A 22,581-nucleotide genomic window follows, 5' to 3' on the forward strand; every position below is an offset into this window, starting at 1 on the left:
CCACGCTCACCCTCTACTGCTTGCGCAAGACAAACTCGTATTCGCGCGCCTGCCCCTCACGCCGCCACGTGCCGCGAATCTCGCGACCGCACGAGCCTTCGACCACATCGCCCAGCCACGTCGCGCTGATGTTGACGCCGTTCACGGATTCTTCCAGCGTGAATTCGCCTTCATCGACATCGCCTGCGAGGTCGGCGCGCTCGCCATTGCGATTGATCTGCCCACGCACGCTCGCGGCCAGTTCAGGGTGTTGCCACAGCAGCAGCGTGGCGGCGGGCAAGTCCGTGAATTCAGCGCGCCACAAGCCGATGAGATGTTCCTGTGTCGCTTCATGTGCCTTGGGGCAGACGCGCGCGAGGCTCTGCGCATGCGCGGCGAAGCTGGCAACCCCCAAGAAAAAAGCGAGCGCCGCGCGCTGCGCAAAGAACCGCATCTCAATGAACCGCACCGTCATGATCCACCCGCCGCAGTAGCAGCCGCCGCTGCCGCGGCCGTATCACTCGCCTTGCGCGCAAATTCGGCGCGCAGGGCCTTGAGTTTTTCGCGCGGGTCTTCCTTGGTCGTCGATTTCTCCAGCGCCATCTCGGCGATGAAGCGGCTGGGCATGCCCGCGACCATCTCGCGGCCCTTCTTGCGCTTTTTGGTCCAGCTCACCGCGAGCGAGCGCTGCGCGCGCGTGATGCCCACGTACATCAGCCGGCGCTCTTCCTGCAGCCGCTGCACGATGCTCTCGCTCATGGGGCCTGTGGCCTCGCTCATGGCCTTGTCGTCATCGCCCGGCTTGAAGGGCAGCAGGCCTTCGTTCACGCCAGCCAGCATCACGTGCGGCCACTCCAGGCCCTTGGCTGCATGCAGCGTCGAGAGTGTGACGACGTTCTGGTCCTTCTCGCGTTCGCTGATGGTGGACAGCAGCGACACGGTCTGCGCGACTTCAAGCAGCGTTTTCTTCTCGCTCTCAATCGTGACACCAGCCGTGTCGTCGATCGTGCCGCCGCAGCGCTGCGACATCCAGTCGCAAAAATCCAGCACGTTGGTCCAGCGCGAAGCGGCGAGCTTCTCGCTCTCCTCGCCGTCGTAAAGGTGCTTTTCGTAGTCGATGTCCTTGAGCCAGTCGAGCAGGAACGCGCGCGCGTCTTCAGCGCCCGTGGTGTGGCGCGCACGGAACTCCATGTCGTTCACGTAGCGGCCAAACTCGTGCAGCCCGCCGATGGCGCGGGACGACACCGCCGACGGCAGCGAGCCTGAGAACAGCGCCGCGAACAGACTCAGCTTGTATTGGCTCGCGAATGTGCCCAGCGCCTGCAGCGTCGTGTGGCCGATGCCGCGCTTGGGCGTGGTCACTGCGCGCAGGAACGCCGGGTCGTCATCGTTGTTGACCAGGAGGCGCAGCCAGCCGCACAAGTCCTTGATTTCGGCGCGATCGAAAAAGCTCTGGCCGCCCGACACCTTGTACGGAATCTGCGCCTTGCGCAGTGCCTGCTCGAACACGCGCGCCTGGTGGTTGGCGCGGTACAGCACAGCGAAGTCTTTCCAGTCTTTCGACAAGCCGTTGGCGCGCGTCGATTGAATGCGTGCCACGGCGCGCTCGGCCTCGTGCTCTTCACTGTCGGCATCGACGATGCGCACCGGCTCGCCTTCACCGAGTTCGGAGAACAGCGTCTTTGGAAAGAGCTTGGGGTTCGGCCCGATCACATTGTTGGCCGCGCGCAGGATCGCGCTGGTCGAGCGGTAGTTCTGCTCGAGCTTGACGACTTTCAGTTCCGGAAAATCCTGCGGCAGCCGCTTGAGGTTGTCGAGCGTCGCGCCGCGCCAGCCGTAGATCGACTGGTCGTCATCGCCCACGCATGTGAAGCGCCCGCGCTCGCCCACGAGCAGCTTCAGCACTTCGTACTGCGTGGCGTTGGTGTCCTGGTATTCATCGACGAGCACGTGGCCCATCTGCTGCTGCCACTTCGCGCGAACATCGTCGTGGTCTTTGAGCAGCTTGAGCGGCAGGCCGATGAGGTCGTCAAAGTCCACGCTCTGGTAGGCCGTGAGCCGCTCTTCATAGCGGGCCATGATGCGCGCGGTGATTCTTTCGTTGTCGTCTTTGGCTTGCGCTTCAGCTTGCGCCGCGTTCAGGCCCATGTTCTTCCACAGCGAAATCGCCCATTGCCACTGACGCGCCGTCTTTGCGTCGGTGGTGCCGCCTGCGTCTTTCAGCAGGCTCGTCACGTCGTCGCTGTCGAGAATCGAGAACTGCGGCTTCAAGCCCAGCGCGGCGCCGTCCTGGCGCAGCATGCGCACGCCCAGTGCGTGAAAAGTACACACCAGCACCTGCTTGGCCTCACGCCCGATCAGCGTCTTCGCGCGCTCGCGCATTTCGGCGGCGGCCTTGTTCGTGAAGGTGATGGCTGCGATGCGGCCGGGCTCCAGGCCCGCCGTGATCAGCCGCGCGATCTTGTGCGTGATGACGCGCGTCTTGCCCGAGCCGGCGCCCGCCAGGACGAGGCACGGCCCATGCATGTAGTTGACTGCTTCCTGCTGGGCGAGATTGAGGCCGGACATCGGGGCGGGGGGCGAGGCGGGGAGGCTGGGGTACTGCTCGAAACGAGCCACGGATCATAACGGCGGAGTTTGAAGGTGCCGCCCGCGTTGCACCGACAATACTGACGTGCTCGACATCCTGTTCATCACATTTCCGTTTTTTGCGCTGGTGTTGTGCGGCTACCTCGCTGCGCGGCGGCGCATGCTGCCGCTGGATGCCATTCCGGGCCTGAACACCTTCGTGCTCTATTTCGCGCTGCCGTGCATGCTGTTCCGCTTCGGCTCGACCACGCCCATTGCGCAGTTGCTCGACGGTGCAGCCATCATCGTGTACCTGGTGTGCGCGCTGATCTGCGTCGGCTTTGTCGTGTGGGTCAGCATGAACAGGCGCATCGGCTGGAACGACGCGTCGTTCGGCGCGCTAGTGGCTGCGTTCCCCAACACGGGTTTCATGGGCGTGCCGCTGCTCGTGGCGTTGCTGGGCGCAAAGGCCGCAGGCCCGGCGATCCTCACGATCCTGGTGGACCTGTTGATCACGTCGTCGTTGTGCATTGCGCTGTCGCGGCTCGATGGCGCTGACGAGCAAGGTGCGTCGCGCGCTGCGAAGAATGCGCTGCGCGGCGTCGCGCTCAACCCGATGCCCTGGGCCATCGTCGCCGGTGGCGTTGCGTCGGCATTGCAGTTACAGCTGTACAAGCCGGTGGCGCAGACGCTTGGCTTGCTCGCGGACGCAGCCTCGCCCGTTGCGTTGTTCACCATCGGTGCGATCTTGTGGCGCTCGCAGTTCCATGCCGCGCAGCGCGAACATGCGCCGATGCCGTGGCGCGACTATGTGCCGGTCGCCGTTTTCAAGCTTGTTGTGCACCCGTTGCTTGTGCTGGTCGTGGGTGTTGGCGCTATTGCAGCCGGGCTGCCGCTCAACAAATTTGCAGCGTCGGTGATGGTGCTGGTGGCCGCGTTGCCGAGCGCGAGCAATGTGTCGATGCTGGCTGAGCGGTTCAGCGCGGATACGGGCCGCATCGCGCGGATCATTTTGCTGACGACTGCTGCGTCGTTCTTGACGTTCTCGGGTGCTGTGGCTCTGGTGATCTAGTGTCCTGTCCCATTGAAACCTGGCATTAATCATGCATGCCGATGCGGTATCTTTCGATGGAGATATCGCGATGAGGACAGGCAGACCCAAGGACCAGCTGGAACTGAGTGCGGCGGAGCGCGCGCAGTTGGAGTCGTTCGTGCGCAGCCGCTCGTTACCGGCGGCACTTTCGGTGCGGGCGCGCATTATCCTGCGCAGTGCTGAGGGCGAGGACAACAAGACAATTGCCGCGCGGTTGAAGCTGCACAAGGCCACGGTGGGCAAGTGGCGTCGCAGTTTTGTGGAACGGCGAATCGCGGGGCTGTACGACGGCGTACGCCCCGGCGCGGCACGCACGATCGACGATGAGAAGGTTGCCCGTTTGATCAAGACGACGCTGCACACGAAGCCGAAAGACGGCTCTACGCACTGGAGCGTGCGTGCAGTCGCCGCAGAGACGAGCATTTCGAAGAGCAGCGTGCAGCGTTACTTCCAGATATTTGGGCTGCAGCCACATCGCACCGAGGGCTTCAAGCTCTCCACCGATCCATTCTTCATCGAGAAGCTGCGCGACGTCGTGGGCCTATACATGAGCCCACCGGACAATGCGTTGGTGATCTGTGTGGACGAGAAGAGCCAATGCCAGGCGTTGGAGCGCACGCAGCCGATGCTGCCCATGGGGTTCGGCTACGTGGAAGGAGTCACGCACGACTACAAGCGCCACGGAACCACAACGCTGTTTGCCGCACTGAACGTGCTCAACGGGGCCGTGCTTGCCAGTTGCAAGCCGCGTCATCGGCATCAGGAATTCCTATCGTTTCTGCGCGAGATCGACAAGGCCGTGCCGCCCGAGCTGGACATCCACTGCATCGTCGATAACTACGCCACGCACAACCACCCGAAGGTCAAGGCGTGGCTGACTGCGCGGCCGCGCTGGCACATGCATTTCATCCCGACCTACAGCTCCTGGCTCAATCAGGTCGAGCGATTCTTCGCGCTGATCACTGACAAGGCAATCCGCCGCGGCTCGTTCACCAGTGTCAATCAACTGGTGCAGCGCATCGATCACTTCGTGACCCACCACAACGAGAACTGCCAGCCATTCCGCTGGACCGCCACGGCCGAATCGATCCTGGAAAAACTTAGCCGACTTTGCTCACGTATCAGCGGGACAGGACACTAGCTACCAGGTATCGACAGACCCAGCTGTCAACTCGCGAACGCGGGAAGAAGCCAACCCCGTCGCTAACCAGTCCCTCGTCAACGCCGGATCAACCACCGCATCAATCTCCAGCGTCGCGGCCATGTTGAGCGCTTGCCCCGATTCGTACTGCTGTGCAACCAGCTTCTGGTACAGCGCGTCCCGCTGCTCGCCTTCGGGTACTGCCTCCAGCTCCTTGCGATAGCCCAGCTTCACCGCACCTTCGAGCCCCATTGCGCCGAACTCGCCGGTGGGCCACGCGATCGTGGCGTCGGGTGAATGAAAACCACCCGCGCACATCGCCATCGCGCCGAGCCCATAGCCCTTGCGAAGCACCACACTGAAGAACGGCACACGCAAGTGCGCTGCAGCGACAAACATCCGGCTCACGTGCCGCACCTGAGCCTGCTCCTCGATGTCAGGCCCGACCATGAAGCCGGGTGTGTCGACCAGGCTCACCAACGGCAAGCCATGCACGTTGCACAACTGCATGAAGCGCGCCGCCTTGTCGGCTGCATCAGCGTCAATCGCGCCGCCCAGGTGATGCGGGTTGTTCGCGATGATGCCCACGGGCCGGCCCTCGATACGAGCCAGCGCCGTATGAATGCCTTTGCCAAACCCGGTGCGAAGTTCGAGCACCGTTCCCGCGTCGGCGATACCCGTGATGGCCGCACGCGTGTCGTACACGCGCAGCCGGTTCTCGGGTACCACATCGCGCAGGGCATTCGCGTCGGGTGTTTCAAATGTCGCCACGCGGCCCTGGAAGAACGACAGATAGTGCTTCGCGGCCCGCACCGCTTTCGCTTCGTCGTCAACCAGCACGTCGATCACGCCGTTCGCATGCTGAATGCTCGCGGGGCCGATCTGCTCGGGCTTGAACACGCCGAGCCCGCCGCCTTCAACCATCGCCGGGCCTCCCATGCCGATGTTGCTGTGCTTCGTCGCGATGATCACGTCGCTGCAGCCGAGCAGCGCCGCGTTACCCGCAAAACACCGGCCCGCCACGATGCCGACCACGGGCACTTGGCCATTCAGTCGCGCAAAGCTGGCGAACGTCGTCACGTGCAGGCCTGCGACGATGGGCATGTCGGTGTCGCCGGGGCGTCCGCCGCCGCCTTCTGCAAACAACACGACGGGCAGCTTGTTGGCCAGCGCGATGCCGAGCATGCGATCGGTTTTCTGGTGGTTGCGCATGCCTTGCGTGCCGGCCAGCACGGTGGCGTCGTACGCCATCACAACGGCGCGCGACTTGTCTGCGCCGAAGAGATCGCCGTTGATGCTGCCGATGCCCGTGACCATGCCGTCGGCGGGCGTGTTGCGCTGCAAGTCGTCTTCGGTGCGGCGGCTGCGTTGGGCGGCAACGGTGAGCGCGCCGTATTCGTTGAAGCTGTTCGCGTCGCACAAGTCGGCGATGTTCTCGCGCGCCGTGCGCAAGCCCAGAGTGCGGCGGCGCGCGACGGCTTCAGGGCGCGCGCTGTCGAGCGTGAGCGCGTGGCGGTTGATCACGCGTTGCAGGTCGGCGCGAACGACATCGTTGGTGCGCGATGGCGCTGCGACCGCATCTGCAGGTTCTGTCGCGTTGACGGCCGTTGCCGCGTGCGCCGTCATCAGCACATCGCCTTCATCGACCACATCCCCCACGGCCACGTGCACCTCGCGCACTTGCCCCGCCGCGTCAGCACGAACCTCGTGCTCCATCTTCATCGCTTCGAGGATGACGACAACGTCGCCCGCGCGCACCGTGTCGCCAGGCGCGACGAGCCATTGCACAACCTGGGCCTGAAGGGGGGAGCGAAGCTGCTGCATCGCCGGATTGTGCGGCAGCCGCAGCGCCCGGCGTGGCCCCTCGTGTCCCGATGGTTACGCGTGCGGATCGTCCGGCGGCGGCGGGATGTCGTCGTCCGGAGGCGGCGGAATCTGGCCACCGGTGGGCGACATTTCGGGCGGCGGCAACGGCTCGCCTTGCGTGAGCGACAGGCGCGGTGGCGGGCGCGGCGGGATTCGCGTCTGCGATGCCCGCTGGCTGCCCTGGCTCGGCAGGCGCGACCGCTCTGCTGTTTCGCGCGCGCGCAGTTTGCCGACCGCCGCCGCCCGCACTGCGGTGCTGACGCCCAGCGTATCTAGCGCGTCGCGATGGTTGCTCACCTCAGACGACGTGAGTCCTGGCGCGGGGTTTTCCATGGCGGTGGTGAGCCGCGCCGCCAGCAGGCCGCGCTCGCGCTCGATTTCGCGGTCGGCCCCTGCAGACGGGTCGCCGAGCTTGATCACCAAAGCCGTATAGCCCACCAGCCTTTTGGCGAGTTCAGCCAGGTGGGGCAGGCTCGCGTCGTTGACGGGTGCGTCGAGCCTTGCCTGCCTGGCAAACGCAGCTACGAGCTCGACTCTTGCACTGTCGAGCTCGCGCGTCTGGGCTTGAATCACGCGTCGGGCGATCAGCTGGAACTGGCCGTTGCCCGTGCGTGTTTGCGCGGCAGTGCGAAGCTCGGCAGCGGTCGCCTCCTTCAAGGCCGTGAACAACTCGTAGGCGGTGATGCGGCCACTTTCAAACCACGTCTGCAGCTGCGCGGAAGGCAGGCGTTTCGCACTTTCGGCAAGGATGCCTTCGGGCGTCATGCGGCTCACCCGCTCGTTTGTTTCATTCAACCGGTCCTGCGCCGCCTTGCGAAGCAATTCGACGTGACCAGCGTAGGGCCGGTACGTCGACTCCGACAGGTTGATCAACAGCGACGCAATTTGTGTTGGGTCCAAAGTGCGCACAATTGATATCACATGCTCATTCAAGTTGCCCCAATAGCTTTCAGGGTCTTTGGGCATGGACCGGATGATGCGCGAGATATTTGTGTCGACATTGGACTGGGTCAACAGCGGCCTAGTCAACGCGCCGACATAATTGCCGACCAGCACGCGGGTGCGATCTGGCTGCTCATTTGACTCGCCGGCCTCTTGCGGAATTTCCGCGGCAGACGCGACTGCGGCGTCAGGCGTGGGCCTCCTCATGGGTGCGATCCGGTTGCGGAACTTGTCGAATTGGTTGACTTCGAGCAGCTTGGTGATTTCATGGCGTGCAGGAGCGAAGACTGCGACCAGGTCGCCTGCACTCATTTTCGCGTTCGGGTCGCTCAGCGCCCGATGGATGGCTTGGCGCAACTCGCTGTTGAGATTGACTTGGTTCGGTGCATCTTGGGCGATGAACTTTGCCTCCAGCACCTTGGCCATCGCGCGCGTGGGCTGCGCATCAAAATCATTCATGGCAGCAAGGAAGTCGAAGTTCTCGCCCACGTATGCGTCGCGCACGAAACTCTCGAACTCTTCTCGCAACGCCGGATTTGTTCCAGGCGCCATGATTTCGTTCACAGTCAGTGGCCGTGGATAGTCCCGCTCCCATTCGACAACCGAGAACTGGCTGGACACCTGTGCCGAGCCGAGCGGATTCGCCAGCCCCGTGGCGCTGATGGCGACTTTGGTGACGATCTTCGGTGACACCATCATGTGCACATCCAGCTCCTGTGCAGCGCCCGGTTGAAGCAGCCGCGCCTTTCGCACCTGCCCCAGACTCAGTGTTCGCGTCACGATCAGGCCACCCCGGTTGTCGCTGCACACATCGTATGTGTAGATGGGCTCGCCGAGGTACTGTACCGGCGTGCGGCCCATGCGAAACGGCGTGTCTGGCGTCTCCAAGAGCTCGTCCACGCCCTCCCACCCCGGGCCTGACAACACGCGCGACAAGGCGCTCAGCAAACGTGGATTGCCACCAGCGAGATCGACAAGCGCGGCTTGATTTGTTGCATTCAAATTGACCGTCACAGCACCCTGGCTCGCGTCGAGCGCGAAGGGCGCGGCCGGCTCGGTAACCTTGATCGATCTGATCGCCGCGTCCACTGCTGTCTGGAAATTCACGGGCACCGCGGCGATCGTGACGGTCAACTCGCCTTCGTGCACCGAGATGCAAAACGAGGACAACACGGCGCGCATGTCAGGATTCAGCTCGTCGCCGAGCTTGGCGATGGCCGGCCAGCGACCCTCGGCAGCTGTATTGACGTCCGGTGACACCGCGTCGCGCACGGCAGCCAGTACAGAAGCAATTTCGTCCAGCTCGCGAGAGAGCGCGACAAATTCCTTGACCTGGCTGACGCGAGCGACTTCGGTGAGCACTGCGCCCAGCCTCGTGATTTTGTCCGACGACATGGACGCCCGCAGTTGCGCGCGTGTCGCAGGTGGCAACTCCATCGTGAGCGCGCGCAATTCATCAGCCAACGTGTGGGGCTTCAGGCCGCTCGCGGCGCGCTGGTCAATCGCTTGCGTGATGGCGCGAACAATATCGATCGGTTGTTTGTCACTCGTGTCTCGCAGAGCGTTGATCAGTTGCCCGGAGACGGCACTTCGTGCAACAGACGCAAGCTGCGCACGTCGAGCTTCTTCAGCCGCAATGCCGAAGTCGCCTGCAAATTGCAGCGTTGCCAGCGCCTTGGCGAAGAGGTCCAGCTGCGGCTTCGTGGCAGTCGACAAGTTGTCCGCCTCCGCTAGCAGCGCGAGCACCCCGCCAAGCTGGGCCTGGGTTGCCAGATAGGTGCGCCCATCCACCTTGCCGCCCAGGAACTGGAATCGCCCGAGCTCGTTTGCCGCCTTGATCACGTTGTCGATCAGGCCCGGTGCGTCAGCCAATCGATGCGTCTCGGGGTCGTGGCGCCACGTGGCCGCGTCATCCACTGCGTTGCTGAACCGGCGCCAGGCGCCGTCCTGCGCCTGGCCGGCTGCGCGCCCGGCGAACTTCACCATGTCCGCGCGATTGATGGTGCCGTGCCCGACGACGTCGTTCACGTTTGCGAGTTTCATGAGTTCAGCGGGTGGCAGCGCATGGAGCAGGGCGCGCATGTCTTCGGCTGACACGTCCTTGGTCATCAAGTACGCCATGGAGTCCAGCACCACTTCGTACGGCGTTTGCGATACAGGCTTGGTCGGGTCGTATTGCGATGCATCCTGCTGGCTGGCAAACAGCAGTGCTTCGCCGAAAAGGCGCGCAATGGTCGCCTCACGCGGCTCGCCCGGCACCTCTGGCGGGTTGCCAACAACCCGAATCATTTTTTGCAGCACTGGCGACAGCGCCGGGTTGTAGTTGCGCAGCGTCACAGCGGCCATGTCGCGCACCAGCGCGACAAATGGATCGAAGTCTGGCTTGTTGCATTCGGCAGCGGCTGCATCGTGGAGCGTTTCCAGATCGGCGATGCGCATGTGGTTCAGCTGCTCTTGGGTCAGCCGCACGAATTCGCTTCGCTTCTTGGCGTCATTGCCGCCAATCGACTCACGCAGTTCGTTGAGCGACCGGTTTGGAAATGCGCCGCCGGCCGTGCCGAATGTCCTCGTCTCCAGACCTGCCAGCAACATGCCGACTTGCGCACCTGGACTGGGCTTGTCTTTGCTGCCGCCTTTGCTGGACACCAGCGTCTTGACCTTGCCGAAGATCCGGCCCGTGCGCGGGGCCGGGGTAGACGGCTGCGGCAACCGGAACAACTCTTCGGGATCGACTTGTGTAGTCAGGCGCGAGTTGCGCGCCATGTCTTCTTCGGTCCAGAAGCCCCCCAGGCTCTCGTCCCGCCGTGAGCGGCTGCCCTGGGGTTGCGCGTCGGGGTTTCCTGTACCGTGCCCGCCTTCGGGCTGAGAGTCCGACCAGCGGCTAGGCCCGGGCAGGCGGGGCAGGTTGGGCGCACCCACCATGTAGCTGCGTACGCGCGTCATGGGGCCGGCGCCGGTGTGTACAGGGGAACTGACGTCGGCGCGCGGTAGCTGCGGTCTGGGTTGGGTCCGGGACACAGGCGCCCCGTTGCTGCTGCGCGGTTCGGCCGCTTGTGAGCGAGACCGTGGCGGCGGCGTGTGCGGGCGTTTGATTTCCATGGCGCTGTTCCTGGGATTGACTTCAGGTACTGAGTGGTGCCAGACCGCGATTCGTTCCACGCTTGAGCCATTCGGCTTACCCACAAGCGTTCGCGATAATGCCCCGATGACATCGCTCGTCCCCCTCATCGACACCTTTCGCGGCGGCACGCTGGAATGCCGCCACTTCGGCGCCGTCGCCGTTGTGGACACACAAGGCAAGCTGGTTGCGCAGGCGGGCGATCCGCACTGGGTGTCGTTCTCGCGCTCGGCGCTGAAGGCTTTGCAGGCGCTGCCCTTTGTGCGCGGCGGCGGGCCGAAGCTGTTCAACTTCACGCCCGAGAACGTGGCATTGATGTGTTCATCCCACAGCGGCGAGCCCATGCACGTGACGCAGGTGCAGGCCATGCTCGACAAGGCGAACGTGCCCGCCAAAGCGCTGCAGTGCGGCTGCCATATGCCGTACTACGTTGAAGCCGGCATTGCGCCGCCGCCGGACGTGATCGACGAGCGGCACAACAACTGCAGCGGCAAGCACGCCGGGTTTCTCGCGCATTGCGTGCAGCACGGCTGGCCGCTCAACAACTACCTCGCGCCTGCGCATTCGCTGCAGCAGGCGATTCGCCGTGATGTGGCGCGCGTGGTGGGCATGGAAAGCGACGCGCTCAAGCTGGGCATCGACGGCTGCTCGGCGCCCAACTTCGCGATGCCGCTCTCGGCGCTGGCGCGCGGCTATGCCCGTCTGGCGAGTGGCGCTGCCGACAGCGAGTTCGGCGAGAGTTTTGTGCAGCTTGCAGAAGCGATGACGTCGCACCCCGATCTTGTGTCGGGCTCGGCGCGCAGCGACCAGGCCTTCATGCGCGCGGGCCGTGGCGACTGGGTGACCAAAGCGGGCGCTGATGGCATTCAGGCCGTGGGCAGCAAGAGCCGCGGACAGGCGTTTGTGGTGAAGATTTCCGACGGCAACAAGATGGCCGTGCAGGCCGCAACGGTGGCCGTACTCGATCAGCTCGGCTGGCTCGATGCGCGGCAGAAAGACGAGTTGCGTGCGTGGCGCTTCGAGGCGATCGCGAATGCGAAGGGCACGCGCGTGGGCGAGCGCAAGAGCGCGTTCACGCTGGAGCGCCCCCGCTGACCAGGCGCGTCATCGCGCTGAAATCAGGCATCGCCGCGCTTGCAAAACCGGTGCAGGCGAGTGAGCCGAGTGCGATACGGCCGCCCTGAATCTTCAGGCGCACCGCGCCATGGCTGTGCTCGTAAACATCGCCATGCGCTGACAGAAAGGCTTGCTGCTCACTGGCTGGCTGCGCGGCCATGCCATTGACGTAGTAGTGGCCGTTGCGCTCGACGTGCGTGATGCCCAGCAGGTTGACCAGCGCGAGATCCTGCTGCACTGACAGGCCCGCCTGCGTGGTCAGGTCTTCGGCAGACATGAAGTAGCGCGGCGCACCTTCTGGTGAGCTTGCTTGCGTGCCCGCCTGCGCATTCCACTGCGCGCAGCGCGCCGCATTCAGCACCGACTTGTAGAAGCCCTTGCAGGTCTTGGACGACACGCCTCTGTAGCCGCGCTCGCGTGCCTGCACGAACGTATCGAGTTCGCCATCCGACTCATCGATGATCACCGGCTTGCCCAGCGGCGCGGCACGCAGATCGACATCGAGCGCCACTTTGCGCGCGATGGGCTGTTCGATGAACAGGATCGAGCTCCACAGCCTTTTCAATGAGGGCCTTGCGCGAATTGCTGCAACGAGTTCGGCAACGCCTGCGGCATCGGCGTATTGCTCATTGCCGTCGAGCGATGCGTAGTACGGCGCTGGCAACTGGTCGAGCACCGACGCAACCGCTTCGAGCCGCGCGATGTCGCTGGCGATGTTGCCGCCGACTTTCAGCTTGAAGTAGCGATGGCCCCAGGCAGCAATCACGTCTTGCAGTGTTTCAGGCAGGCCGTCGTTCACGCGCTCGTGCAAATCAGCAGGCGTGATGGCGTCGAGCATGCCCACGGTGTGGCGCGCCTCGATCGATGCGGCGGGCTGCAACTGCGACAGGAAGCTGTCAATGTCGAGACCGGCGAACTCTGCGCGCTCACTCACTATGCCCGCCAGATTGCCGCGCATCGCGTCGTAGAACGAGACTTGGCGTGTGCGGCAGAGCACGTCGAAGATGGCGCGATCGACCAGCGCGGGGCCGTAACTTGCGAGCAGCGGGTTGTAGCCTTGAGCTGCGCCCGCTTGCAGCGTCTCGTCGTAGTGATGCGCGAAGTGGCCGAATGCGGTGGCTGCACCGCCGCCCGCCAGATAGGCGTCGCGCGCAATGCGCAGTGCGCCGCGTAGCTGGTCGAAGTTGTCGTCGTTCGACAGCGCCAGGTTCTTGTCGAACCACTTCGGCGCCATCATCTCCGCTGCCGCTCCCCACGTGCTTTGGCCATCGGCAGTTTCGATGCGCACACGCACAAACGCCTGCGGGCATTCACGCAGCGTGACCACGCCGAACTTGAAGGGCAGGCGCAACACGACGGGCCGCTCGTACAGCTCGATCTCGCGGATCCGGATGCGCGGTGCGTCAGTCATGCGTGTGCGTCGTGGTAAGCGAGGCTTTCCATGATGCCCTTGAGGTAGCCAATGGAATGTGCAGCGCACGCGGGGCCGTCGGGCACATAGTCGAATGGTTCCACCGCAACGATGCCTTCGTAGTGGCCCTGCGCGTGCATGCGTGCGATCGTTTGCAGAATCGGCGTGAACTGCATGCTGCCCTGGCCCGGGCCACGCCGGTTCGGATCGTTCACCTGCACATGCGCGATGTGGCCCGAAGGCATCCAGCGCGCCATCAGTTCGTGGACGGGTTGTTTTTCGACCTGGCCCGCCGCGCTGCAATCGACCATCGTTTTCAAGCCGGGTGAGTTGATGGCATCGACGATCTGCGCGGCTTCTTCCACCGTATTGATCAGGTCGGTCTCGCGGGTGGACAGCGGCTCGATGCAATACACAACGCCCGCGCTCGCAGCCGCAGCGCCAGCCTTTGCGAAGCAATCCGTCGCGCGTGCCAGTGCTTCTTCGCGTGTGCAGCCCGCAGGCGCCGAGCGCTGCTTGGGCGAGCCGTGCACGAGGTAGTTGCCACCCATCAGTGCGCACAACTCAATCAGGCGCGACATCACGCCGACGGTGCGGTCCCGCACGCTCGTGTCATCACTCACGATAGACAGCCCGGCTGGCGCGACGAGCAGCCAGTGCAGGCCGAAGATGCGGAGGCCGTGGTCTTGCGCCACGCGCGCAAATTCACGCGCCTGCGCATCGGTGATCTGCATCGGATCGGCGGCGAGCGTGAAGGGTGCCACTTCAAGTCCGTCGTAGCCAAGCTTGGCCGCGAACTCGCACTGCTGCGCGAACGGCATCGGCTGCAGCACCTCGTTGCAGAGCGCGAACTTCATGCGAAGGAGCATTGATGGCGCGTCATGCACGCCGCGCGAAGAGCGAACGCACGCCCGAGCCAATGCCCGCCTGCACACGCTTGACCGCACGCTTGAACGGCGGCACGTAAAGCAAGATCGTGAAGATCGTCACTGCGGCAAATGCCATCGCGATGGGCCGCGTGAAGAAGGGCTCGATCTGCCCGTCCGACAGCACCAGCCCGCGGCGCAGCGACTTGTCGAGCAGCGGCCCCAGCACCAGGCCGAGCACCAGCGGCGCCATTTCGTAGCCGCGCTTGCGCAGGAAGTACGCGCCAATGCCGATGGCCAGCATCGCGTAGATATCAAACAAGCGTGACGCAGTGGCGAACGCGCCGACCGTGCAAAGCAGGAACACGATGGGCATCAAGATCGCGCGCGGCACCTTCAGCACATGCAGCAGCGGCCGCACACCGAACAGGCCGAACAGCAGGATCGTGATCGACGCGAGCGTCGTCATCGCGACCACTTCATAGATGAAATGCGGATGCTGGATCATCAGCATCGGCCCCGGCTGCACACCGTGGATGATCATCGCGGCCATCAGCACAGCCGAAGGCGCCGAGCCCGGAATGCCCAGCGCGAGCGACGGAATGATGTGCCCCGGTATCGACGACATGTCGCCCGTCTCAGCGGCCATGAGGCCGTCGATGGAGCCCTTGCCGAACATCTCCGGCTCCTTGCTCAATGACTTGGCCGCGGCGTACGACATCCACGCGCCTGCATCTTCGCCAACGCCGGGCAGCAGGCCTGTGAGCACGCCGATGATTCCGGAGCGCAGCACCGTCCACTTGTAGACGATGATTTCCTTCCAGCGCGGCAGCACCGAGTCGCGCATCTCCATGATCTTGCGTTCGATCGGATCGGAGAGCGTGGTCAATACTTCCGCCAGACCGAATGCGCCCACCAGCGCCGGGATCAGCGAGATACCGCCTGCCAGCTCGTCCCAGCCGAAGGTGAAGCGGTCGTAGGCGTACAGGCCCTCCTGGCCGACCTGTGCAATCGCCAGGCCCAGCAGCCCCATCAGCCAGCCCTTGAGCGGGTCTTTGCCCACGATGCTGCCCGACATGGTGACGCCGAAGAGGGCGAGCCAGAAGAACTCGAATGCGCCGAATTGCAGCGCCACTTCAGCGAGTAGCGGCGTGAAGAGCGCCAGACACAACACGCCAAGCAACGTGCTGACGAACGCGCCTGATGTAGCGATGCCAATCGCGTAGCCAGCCTTGCCCTGTTGTGCGAGCGCGTAGCCGTCTGCACATGAAGCCGCGTTGGCGGCAGTGCCCGGAATATTCAGCAGGATCGCCGTGCGCGAGCCGCCGTACAGCGCGCCGACGTAAGAGCAGATCAGCACCAGGATCGCCTGGTTCTGCGGCAGTTTGATCGTGAGCGTCGTGAGTAGTGCGATGGCGAGCGTGGCAGACAAGCCGGGCAGGATGCCCATCACGATGCCAACGAATGCGCCGCCTAACCCGTAGAGCAGCGTCATCGGGTCCATGAAGCTGAGCCACGCCTGGCCCATGTCGCGAAGACCTTCCATGTCAGGGCAGGCGCACGAGAAAGAGCTTCTCGAACACGATAAAAGTGATGACAGAGGCGGCAGCGCCAATCACGAGCGCAGACACGAGCGATCGAGCGCTGAACTTTCGCTCCGCCTCATAGCCGCTCATGCGCCGGAAGATGAGGATCGACGCCGTGACGTAGATCGTTGAAGCCAGCCAGAACGGGATGCCGTGGCCGACCAGCACGACGGAGTAGCCTAGGCACAGCAGCGTCGCGATGCCCACGCGCTTGCGCTCTTCACGTTCGAGCGCCGTGGAAGGCAGCGCAGCTGACTTGAACGCACCACGCTCAATGCTGCGGATGAAAAGCACGACGCCCAGCAGGATCATCACCAGCCCGAGCAGGCCAGGCAGCAAGCCGGGCGCTGTGTACGGGTTGATGTTCTGCCGTTCGAGCCGGTCCATCGTCACTGAGCCAATGACGATGGCGATGCCCAGCGCCGTCCAGCCGATGGCGTCCTTCAGGTCGGACTGCGGCGGGCGGCGCTCCTCGTCGTTCGACGATGTGGCGGGCAGCGGATTGTCGTGCGATGACTCCGTCACGCAACCTCCTCAGGGCTTGGGAATGCCGACAGTGTCGGGCGACACCTTGGTTTTGCCGCCTTCGAACAGCACCCATGCATTGGCCTGGATGGCAGGGAAGACGGCGCGTTGCGCGGCGTCGCCCGACAGCGGGTTGAACAGGGCGCCGCGGCTCGTTGCGTACTTCTTCAGTGCATCGCTCTTGACGATGTTCTCGGTCCAGATGCGTTCGACGGTTTTCACGACGTCATCAGGCACGCCCTTCGGGATGAAGATGCCGAAGTAGTTCGCCGGAGCGCTGAAACCGGGCAGCGTGGCCGACAGCGGCGGGATGGTGCCGTAGCCTTCGAGCTCCAGCGGCTTGTCGCTCACGGCCGCGAGTGGGCGAAGGCGCTTGCCGCGGATCATGTCGGCCTGCTCGACGGCCAGCTGCGTCGTGACGTCGGCTTCACCGGAAACTGTGGCCACCACAGCGGGGTTGCCGCCGTCGTATGTCACGTGCTTGTATTTCACGCCGGTGACTTTGCTGATCAGCTCCATTGCGTTGTGCCCGGCAGAGGTCACGCCCGCTGTTGCCACGCTTACGGTGCCGGGCCTGGCCTTCATCGCGTCGAGCAATTCTTTCGGCGTGTTGTACGGCGTCTTCGGGTTCACGCCGATCACCTGGATGTTCGCGACGTTGAGGAACAGGTGCCAGTCTTTGATGCTCGTGTTGAGCGAGCCCAGCGTCTGGTAAGTGCCCAGGTCTTGCGCGGCGCCTGCTGTCCAGGTGTAGCCGTCCTTGGGTGCGTCGAGCGCGCTCTTCGTTCCGATCGAGCCGGAAGCGCCCGGCTGGTTGACGATCACGATGGTCTGGCCCAGTGCCTTTTCAAGTTCAGCGGCGGTGACGCGCGTGACCTGGTCGGTGGAGCCGCCTGCGGCCCACGGCACGATCAGGTTGATGGGGCGTGAGGGCTTCCACTGCTGCGCCGTGGCGGGCGCGGCCACCGCCAGTGCGGCGACGGCAAGGGAAACGGCTTTGAGGAAGTGGCGTTTTTGCATGTTTGTCTCCAGTCGATTTAATTCACTAGGCGGTGAATTAAAGCAATGTACGGGTAGGGTGTGGGGGCTGTCAATAGAGGTTGTCTGGGCGTTGCCGGGTTCTTGCGTGGTTTGGTGTTCAGGGCCTCATGCATTCATTCATTGGGGGTAGGGCTGCGAGCGATGGGTGGCCTTTTCCCTCCGTGTCGTTCCGCCGGCCACCGGGCGGCCGCGGCCCACCCTGAACAGCGAGGGCAGGCCAAAGAGCAAGCTAAGCCAACCACCGACCCAAATGAGCGCGGACAAAAGCGTCATCCACCAGATGCGGATACTCGTCATGAACGCGGCTCAACTCAGCAGCTTGACCCGGGCTCAAACCTTCATTCGGGTCCAGACACCAGATGCCGTTGAGCAGCCCCTGCCGGCGCAGCACTTCATGGCAGCCTGCAATGCAGCCGTGGAAGTCATGCGCAACATCGAAGAGCGCGGCATTGCAATCGGTGACTTGCGCGTCGAGCGCGAGCAGGTCAGGCGGGAGAGGGCCGGCGTCGATGGCTGCGTGAATGCGATCGAGCAATTCGACAGCACGCTTCGTCCACACACTCCAATGACCGAGCAGGCCACCTTTGATGCGCACGGACACGGGCTGGCCACCGCGCATGAACGTGAAGGGCGTGGCCAGGTCGAGCACGATGTGATCGTCGTTGCCGGTGTAGAGCGTGACGCGGTCTTCCGCCTGCGCCGCGATCACGCCGCGAATCACGTCAAGCGTGCGGTAACGGTTGAAGGGCGCCATCTTGATCGCGATCACATTGTCGATCTGCGCGAAGCGGTGCCAGAAACTCATCGGCAAATGAATGCCGCCCACCGCAGGCTGCAAATAGAAACCCACGAGCGGCATCACCTCAGCCACGGCGCGGCAATGCGTGATCAACTCGTCTTCGCTCACGCCTTTCATCGCGGCCAGGCTCAGCAGGCCCGCGTGATAGCCGAGGCTCTGTGCGATGCGCGCTTCGCTCACGGCTTGCTGCGTTTTGCCGGCGAGGCCCGCGACCATGAAGAGCGCTCGCTTGCCGCCTATCGGCTCCCATGTGCGCACCGTCTCCATCGCAAGTTCGAGCACGGGCTGGTAAAGGCTGACGTCGCGAATCGCGAATTGCGTTGAGTGCACGCCCACAGCCACGCCGCCCGCGCCTGCATCGAGGTAGTAGCGCGTCATGGCGCGCTGGCGCTGCACGTCGAGCGCGCGGTTCGCGTCGAGTGCAAGCAGGTGCGCAGGAATGACGCTGCCGCGTCGCAGCACGGCAAGCGAATCGTCAGCGATGTCTGACCAATGCATGGTGTGCGTCCCGTTCAATACTTGCCGTCACGCGCTTCGTAGTGCGTGGGCTTGCCCAGGCTTTCGCCGCCGCGGCGCATCCAGTCGGCCGTCCAGTCGAGCATCGTGGCGAGGCTCACCGCCGGCGGCCCGAACAGGCGATACGCCTCGCTGCTGTCGATCAGCCATGCGGTCGGCGCTTCTTCGCCTTGCAGGACCGGCGCTATGCCAAGCCGCTCGCCCAATGCTTTTGCAACGGCACGGATGCTCACTTTGGGCCCGCTCATGTTCAGCGCGGAGGTGGGCGCGGTGCAGTGAGCCAGACAGCGAAGGGTCCAGTCGTTCGCCTCGCCCTGCCAGATGATGTTGGCGTGACCCATGGCCAGGTCGATCGGCTGGCGGTTCAAGACTTTCTGCGCCACGTCGTGCAGCACGCCGTAGCGCATGTCAATCGCATACGACAAGCGGATCAACCGGCCCGGTGTGCCCGATGCGTGCGAGAAGTGCTCGAACATGCGCTCACGCGCCACGCATGAATTGGCATATTCACCTGATGGCGCAGTGGGCGGCACGTATTCCTTTGCGCCGTCGCCTGCAGTGCTGACAAACGGGTACACGCATGCGGTGGAGAACGCGACGATGCACGAGCGCGCGAATCGCTCGGCCACCAGCGCAGGCACATGCGCGTTCATCGCCCACGTCAGCCATTCGCTTCCCGTCGAGCCGAACTTGCGGCCCGCCATGTAGATGATGTTGGCTGCATCCGGCAGGCTCGCCAGCGCGTCGCGTGAAAGCAGGTCTGCTTCGATGCATTCAATGCCGTGTGCCACCAGTGCTTCACGCAGGCCCGCCTGAGAGAAGCGCGCGACACCGATCACGCGCTTGCCCGGCGCCGCACGCTTGGCCATGCGCGCGAGCGTCGGCCCCATCTTGCCGCCTACGCCCAGCACCATGATGTCGCCGTCGATGCGCGCGAGGTCATCGATGAGCGCTGGTGATGGTTCGGACATCACGTCTTCGAGATGCTGCAGGTCGGTGAAGCGGGCAGGTAAGGTCATGGTGGTTCCGGATGTCACGCTCACTTTAACCATTTGGTGAATTAACCGGAATGCGGCGAACCCCTGACAGGGGTGGTCACGTGGCGCCAGGGGAGCAATTGCGCGGCAGCTCGTACGACAATGCGCCGCGCAAGCTCAACAACTATCAGGGACATCCGCCATGACCATTCACGCCGCCGGTGCGTTCAGCACTCCCGTTGCCGCCCATCGCCTGCCTGCACACAGCGCCGATGCGGCCCTTGAGCCGCCGTGCGGCGAGCTGCAAATCCCGAAGCCGCCGCTACGGCTCGAGCGCTGCCCCGCTCTGCCGCTCAAGGCGCATGAGTTGCACCAGCGGCTGGTCGCCGCATTCGAGGATCTGCACGCTCGAGCGCGCATTCTCGAGGCCCAGCTGGAGTGGGACCGTGCCCAGAATCGGGCGGGCGGGCCTGCGCTGCCAGAGCACTGGCGCTCCATGGTTGTCGATCAACAGAGCATGCAAGGCGATGCCGACAAACTTGTGAACGAGCGAAATGCCCTGTGTCAGGACTGGATCGCCACGAAGCTGGCAGGCCCCGCTCCTCGCTACGACCCGCAACGCGGCGAGATCACCCAGCTCGCGACCCGCTTCGCAGTCATGGACGACCACATCGAGCGATTGAACGGCCCAGCAGGCAGCAGCGACTAGGCCCGGCAACAGGTGCGGCGGATGCTGATCTGCCAGCAGGCCGGCATCTCGCTAAATATCTGTGGTCATTGACTTGCAGCATCCAGCCGGCCGGACCGTTGGCGTAGAATTCCTCCAGATGAGAGTAATTCTCAATCGCAAGCAGCCAAGGAGTGTGCTTCCCATGGAGTTCCTGTGCGCCCTGAAGTTTCCGTGCCCGTGACGCTCGACGACGCGCTCCTGCGCCAGCCGTTGCAGGTCGACGGCATTGATGTGACCGGTGCGCCGCCCGAGTGGGCGACGTGGCTGTCTGACATCGGCTTCGTGCCCGGCGAGCGCGTGATGCTGCTGCATCGCGCGGCCATGGGCGGTGACCCGCTGGTGGCGCGCATTGGCTTGTCAACGTTCGCCTTGCGCCGCGCTGAAGCCGCCTGCATCCAGGTGTCGGTCCCGGCGGGCGCATGACCGAATCCGTCATCCATGTGCATCCGCCCGGCCGGCTTGTGGCGCTGGTTGGCAATCCCAATTGCGGCAAGACGGCGCTGTTCAACCTGCTGACCGGCAGCCGCCAGAAGGTTGCGAACTATGCGGGCGTCACGGTGGAGCGCAAGGAAGGGCGCATGTTGCTGCCCACGGGCAAGTCGCTGCGTGTGCTCGACCTGCCGGGCACTTACAGCCTGAATCCGCGCTCGCCGGATGAGCAAGTCACGTGCGGCGTGCTGCAAGGCGTGGCGCGTGGCGAGAAGCGGCCCGACATCGTTGTGTGCGTGGTGGACGCGACCAACCTGCGCCGCAGCCTGCGCCTCGTGCTGTCGGTGTTGCGGCTGGGCTTGCCCTGCGTGATCGCATTGAACATGGCCGACCTCGCGGCCGACCGCGGCATGCGCATCGACCCTGAAGTGCTGTCGCGCGAACTGGGCGTGCCCGTCGTGGGCACTGTCGCGGTGGACAGCACTGGCGCCGAGGCATTGCAGCGCCTGTTGTCCGAGCCGGACCTGCTGGAGCGCGCCGAGGCCAGCATTCATGCCAATTTGCCAGCGAATGCGGCGGACGACGCGAATTTCATTCGCGACCTGCTGGTGCGCATGGGTCTGGACGATGCGTCGCCGCACCTCGCCAGTGACGCTATCGATCGCGTGGTGTTGCATCCGGTGTGGGGGCTGGTGATTCTGGCGGTGACGCTGTTCCTGATCTTCCAGGCGGTGTTCAGCTGGGCTGAGGCGCCGATGAACCTCATCAAGGATGCCGCCGCAGCGACGGGCGCATGGGTGAACGCAACGTTGCCCGAAGGGTTCCTGCGCAGCTTTATCGTTGATGGGCTCGTGGCGGGGCTGGGCAGCGTGCTCGTGTTCCTGCCGCAGATCCTGATCCTGTTCTTCTTCATCCTCATGCTCGAAGAGTCAGGCTACCTGCCGCGCGCGGCGTTCCTGCTTGACCGCGTGATGGGCACGGTGGGCTTGTCGGGGCGCTCGTTCATTCCGCTGCTGTCGAGCTTTGCCTGCGCCATTCCCGGCATCATGGCTACGCGCACGATCGCCAATGCGCGCGACAGGCTGGTGACGATCATGATCGCGCCGATGATGACGTGCTCGGCACGCCTGCCGGTGTATGCGCTGCTCATCGGCGCGTTCATTCCCGAGCGCGTGGTGGGGCCGGGCGTGCAGCTGCGCGGCCTCGTGCTGTTCCTTTTGTACGTCGCGGGTATTGCGGGTTCGATGGGCGTGGCATGGCTGCTCAAGCGCTTCACGTCGCAGGGCCGGCAGGTGCGCCCGCTCATGATGGAGCTGCCCTCGTATCACATGCCGCGCGTGCGCAACATTGCGCTGGGCCTGTGGCAGCGCACGCAGATCTTCCTGCGGCGCGTGGGCGGCGTGATTCTGGTCTTGACGATTGCGTTGTGGGTGCTCGCCAGCTTCCCGCAGCCGCCCGTGGGCGCGACGGGCTCGCCCATCGAATACAGCATCGCGGGCATGCTCGGGCATGCGCTGGCGGTCGTGTTCCAGCCGATCGGCTTCAACTGGCAGATCAGTGTGGCGCTGGTGCCGGGTATGGCCGCGCGTGAAGTGGCTGTGAGCGCCCTGGGCACGGTGTATTCACTGGCGGCCACCACGCAAGACACTGCTGGCGCGCTGGCGCCGATCATCGCGCAGCAGTGGAGCTTGCCGACGGCGCTGTCACTGCTGGCCTGGTATGTGTTTGCGCCGCAGTGCCTGTCAACGCTCGCTGCCGTCAAGCGTGAAACGGGCGGCCTGAAGTGGCCGCTCGTGATGGCCGGCTACCTGTTCGCGCTGGCTTACCTCGCGTCGTTCATCACCTACAACGTCGCGAAAGCGATGTCGTTGTAAGGCG

At 64.2% G+C, this 22,581-nt stretch carries 16 protein-coding genes and 1 pseudogene; 6 read left to right on the top strand and 11 right to left on the bottom strand.

The genetic code is table 11. The features are described 5' to 3' along the window. Positions 1-13: 13 nt before the first annotated feature. The gene (locus GHT07_RS21335; protein ID WP_194792982.1) at positions 14-454 is read right to left on the bottom strand and encodes a hypothetical protein; all 441 of its coding nucleotides are present in this window, start codon (positions 452-454) and stop codon (positions 14-16) included. Beyond that, positions 451-2,547, bottom strand: coding sequence for an ATP-dependent helicase (locus tag GHT07_RS17540; RefSeq protein WP_153586395.1), 2,097 nt, complete (start codon positions 2,545-2,547; stop codon positions 451-453). The genes GHT07_RS21335 and GHT07_RS17540 overlap by 4 nt, the downstream gene beginning before the upstream one ends. A 106-nt stretch (positions 2,548-2,653) precedes the next feature. Between GHT07_RS17540 and GHT07_RS17545 the strand changes: the two genes are divergently transcribed. Beyond that, positions 2,654-3,619, top strand: coding sequence for an AEC family transporter (locus GHT07_RS17545; protein ID WP_323740986.1), 966 nt, complete (start codon positions 2,654-2,656; stop codon positions 3,617-3,619). Positions 3,620-3,689: 70 nt separating this feature from the next. Further along, entirely contained in the window at positions 3,690-4,781 is a 1,092-nt protein-coding gene (locus GHT07_RS17550; RefSeq protein ID WP_153586435.1) for an IS630 family transposase, read from the top strand. On the opposite strand, the pseudogene GHT07_RS17555 reads toward GHT07_RS17550, so the two are convergent. After that, positions 4,782-6,605 (bottom strand): annotated as a pseudogene (locus GHT07_RS17555) (carboxyl transferase domain-containing protein); the annotation flags it as partial. 54 nt (positions 6,606-6,659) lie between these two features. Further along, positions 6,660-10,532 carry a regulator of G-protein signaling domain-containing protein gene (locus GHT07_RS17560; RefSeq protein WP_194792983.1) on the bottom strand — a complete coding sequence of 1,291 codons (3,873 nt, stop codon included), beginning with the start codon at positions 10,530-10,532 and terminating at the stop codon, positions 6,660-6,662. 262 nt (positions 10,533-10,794) lie between these two features. Here GHT07_RS17560 and GHT07_RS17565 point away from each other — a divergent pair, with 262 nt between their 5' ends. Further along, positions 10,795-11,802 (top strand): asparaginase, encoded by a 1,008-nt coding sequence (locus GHT07_RS17565; protein ID WP_153586398.1) that lies wholly within the window; start codon positions 10,795-10,797, stop codon positions 11,800-11,802. Here GHT07_RS17565 and GHT07_RS17570 read toward each other — a convergent pair. The 7 genes from GHT07_RS17570 to GHT07_RS17600 all read right to left on the bottom strand — a co-directional run bounded on the left by GHT07_RS17570 (position 11,780) and on the right by GHT07_RS17600 (position 19,586). Further along, positions 11,780-13,234 (bottom strand): enolase C-terminal domain-like protein, encoded by a 1,455-nt coding sequence (locus GHT07_RS17570; protein WP_153586399.1) that lies wholly within the window; start codon positions 13,232-13,234, stop codon positions 11,780-11,782. The two genes, GHT07_RS17565 and GHT07_RS17570, sit on opposite strands and share 23 nt — an antisense overlap. Next, positions 13,231-14,091, bottom strand: coding sequence for a sugar phosphate isomerase/epimerase family protein (locus GHT07_RS17575; protein ID WP_153586400.1), 861 nt, complete (start codon positions 14,089-14,091; stop codon positions 13,231-13,233). The genes GHT07_RS17570 and GHT07_RS17575 overlap by 4 nt, the downstream gene beginning before the upstream one ends. Positions 14,092-14,113: 22 nt before the next feature. Continuing rightward, complete coding sequence (locus GHT07_RS17580; RefSeq protein WP_153586401.1) at positions 14,114-15,646, bottom strand: tripartite tricarboxylate transporter permease; 1,533 nt, start codon at positions 15,644-15,646, stop codon at positions 14,114-14,116. Between the two features lies 1 nt (position 15,647). Continuing rightward, the gene (locus GHT07_RS17585; protein ID WP_153586402.1) at positions 15,648-16,211 is read right to left on the bottom strand and encodes a tripartite tricarboxylate transporter TctB family protein; all 564 of its coding nucleotides are present in this window, start codon (positions 16,209-16,211) and stop codon (positions 15,648-15,650) included. Between the two features lie 9 nt (positions 16,212-16,220). Beyond that, positions 16,221-17,231, bottom strand: coding sequence for a Bug family tripartite tricarboxylate transporter substrate binding protein (locus GHT07_RS17590; RefSeq protein WP_153586403.1), 1,011 nt, complete (start codon positions 17,229-17,231; stop codon positions 16,221-16,223). A gap of 250 nt (positions 17,232-17,481) precedes the next feature. After that, positions 17,482-18,549, bottom strand: coding sequence for a dihydrodipicolinate synthase family protein (locus GHT07_RS17595; protein ID WP_153586404.1), 1,068 nt, complete (start codon positions 18,547-18,549; stop codon positions 17,482-17,484). 14 nt (positions 18,550-18,563) lie between these two features. Further along, a complete protein-coding gene (locus GHT07_RS17600) occupies positions 18,564-19,586 on the bottom strand; it encodes an NAD-dependent epimerase/dehydratase family protein (RefSeq protein ID WP_153586405.1) in 1,023 nt (340 codons plus the stop codon). 160 nt (positions 19,587-19,746) lie between these two features. On the opposite strand from GHT07_RS17600, the gene GHT07_RS17605 reads away from it, so the two are divergent. The 3 genes from GHT07_RS17605 (at position 19,747) to feoB (ending at position 22,577) form a co-directional block, all read left to right on the top strand. Further along, positions 19,747-20,253 carry a hypothetical protein gene (locus GHT07_RS17605; RefSeq protein WP_153586406.1) on the top strand — a complete coding sequence of 169 codons (507 nt, stop codon included), beginning with the start codon at positions 19,747-19,749 and terminating at the stop codon, positions 20,251-20,253. Positions 20,254-20,427: 174 nt separating this feature from the next. Next, positions 20,428-20,697 carry a FeoA family protein gene (locus GHT07_RS17610; protein WP_323740987.1) on the top strand — a complete coding sequence of 90 codons (270 nt, stop codon included), beginning with the start codon at positions 20,428-20,430 and terminating at the stop codon, positions 20,695-20,697. Continuing rightward, positions 20,694-22,577, top strand: a complete 1,884-nt coding sequence (gene feoB, locus GHT07_RS17615; RefSeq protein WP_153586407.1) for a ferrous iron transporter B — start codon at positions 20,694-20,696, stop codon at positions 22,575-22,577. Before GHT07_RS17610 ends, feoB begins: the two co-directional genes overlap by 4 nt. Positions 22,578-22,581: the final 4 nt, after the last annotated feature.

This window comes from Caenimonas koreensis DSM 17982 (genome assembly GCF_009646335.1).
Taxonomy (GTDB): domain Bacteria; phylum Pseudomonadota; class Gammaproteobacteria; order Burkholderiales; family Burkholderiaceae_C; genus Ramlibacter; species Ramlibacter koreensis.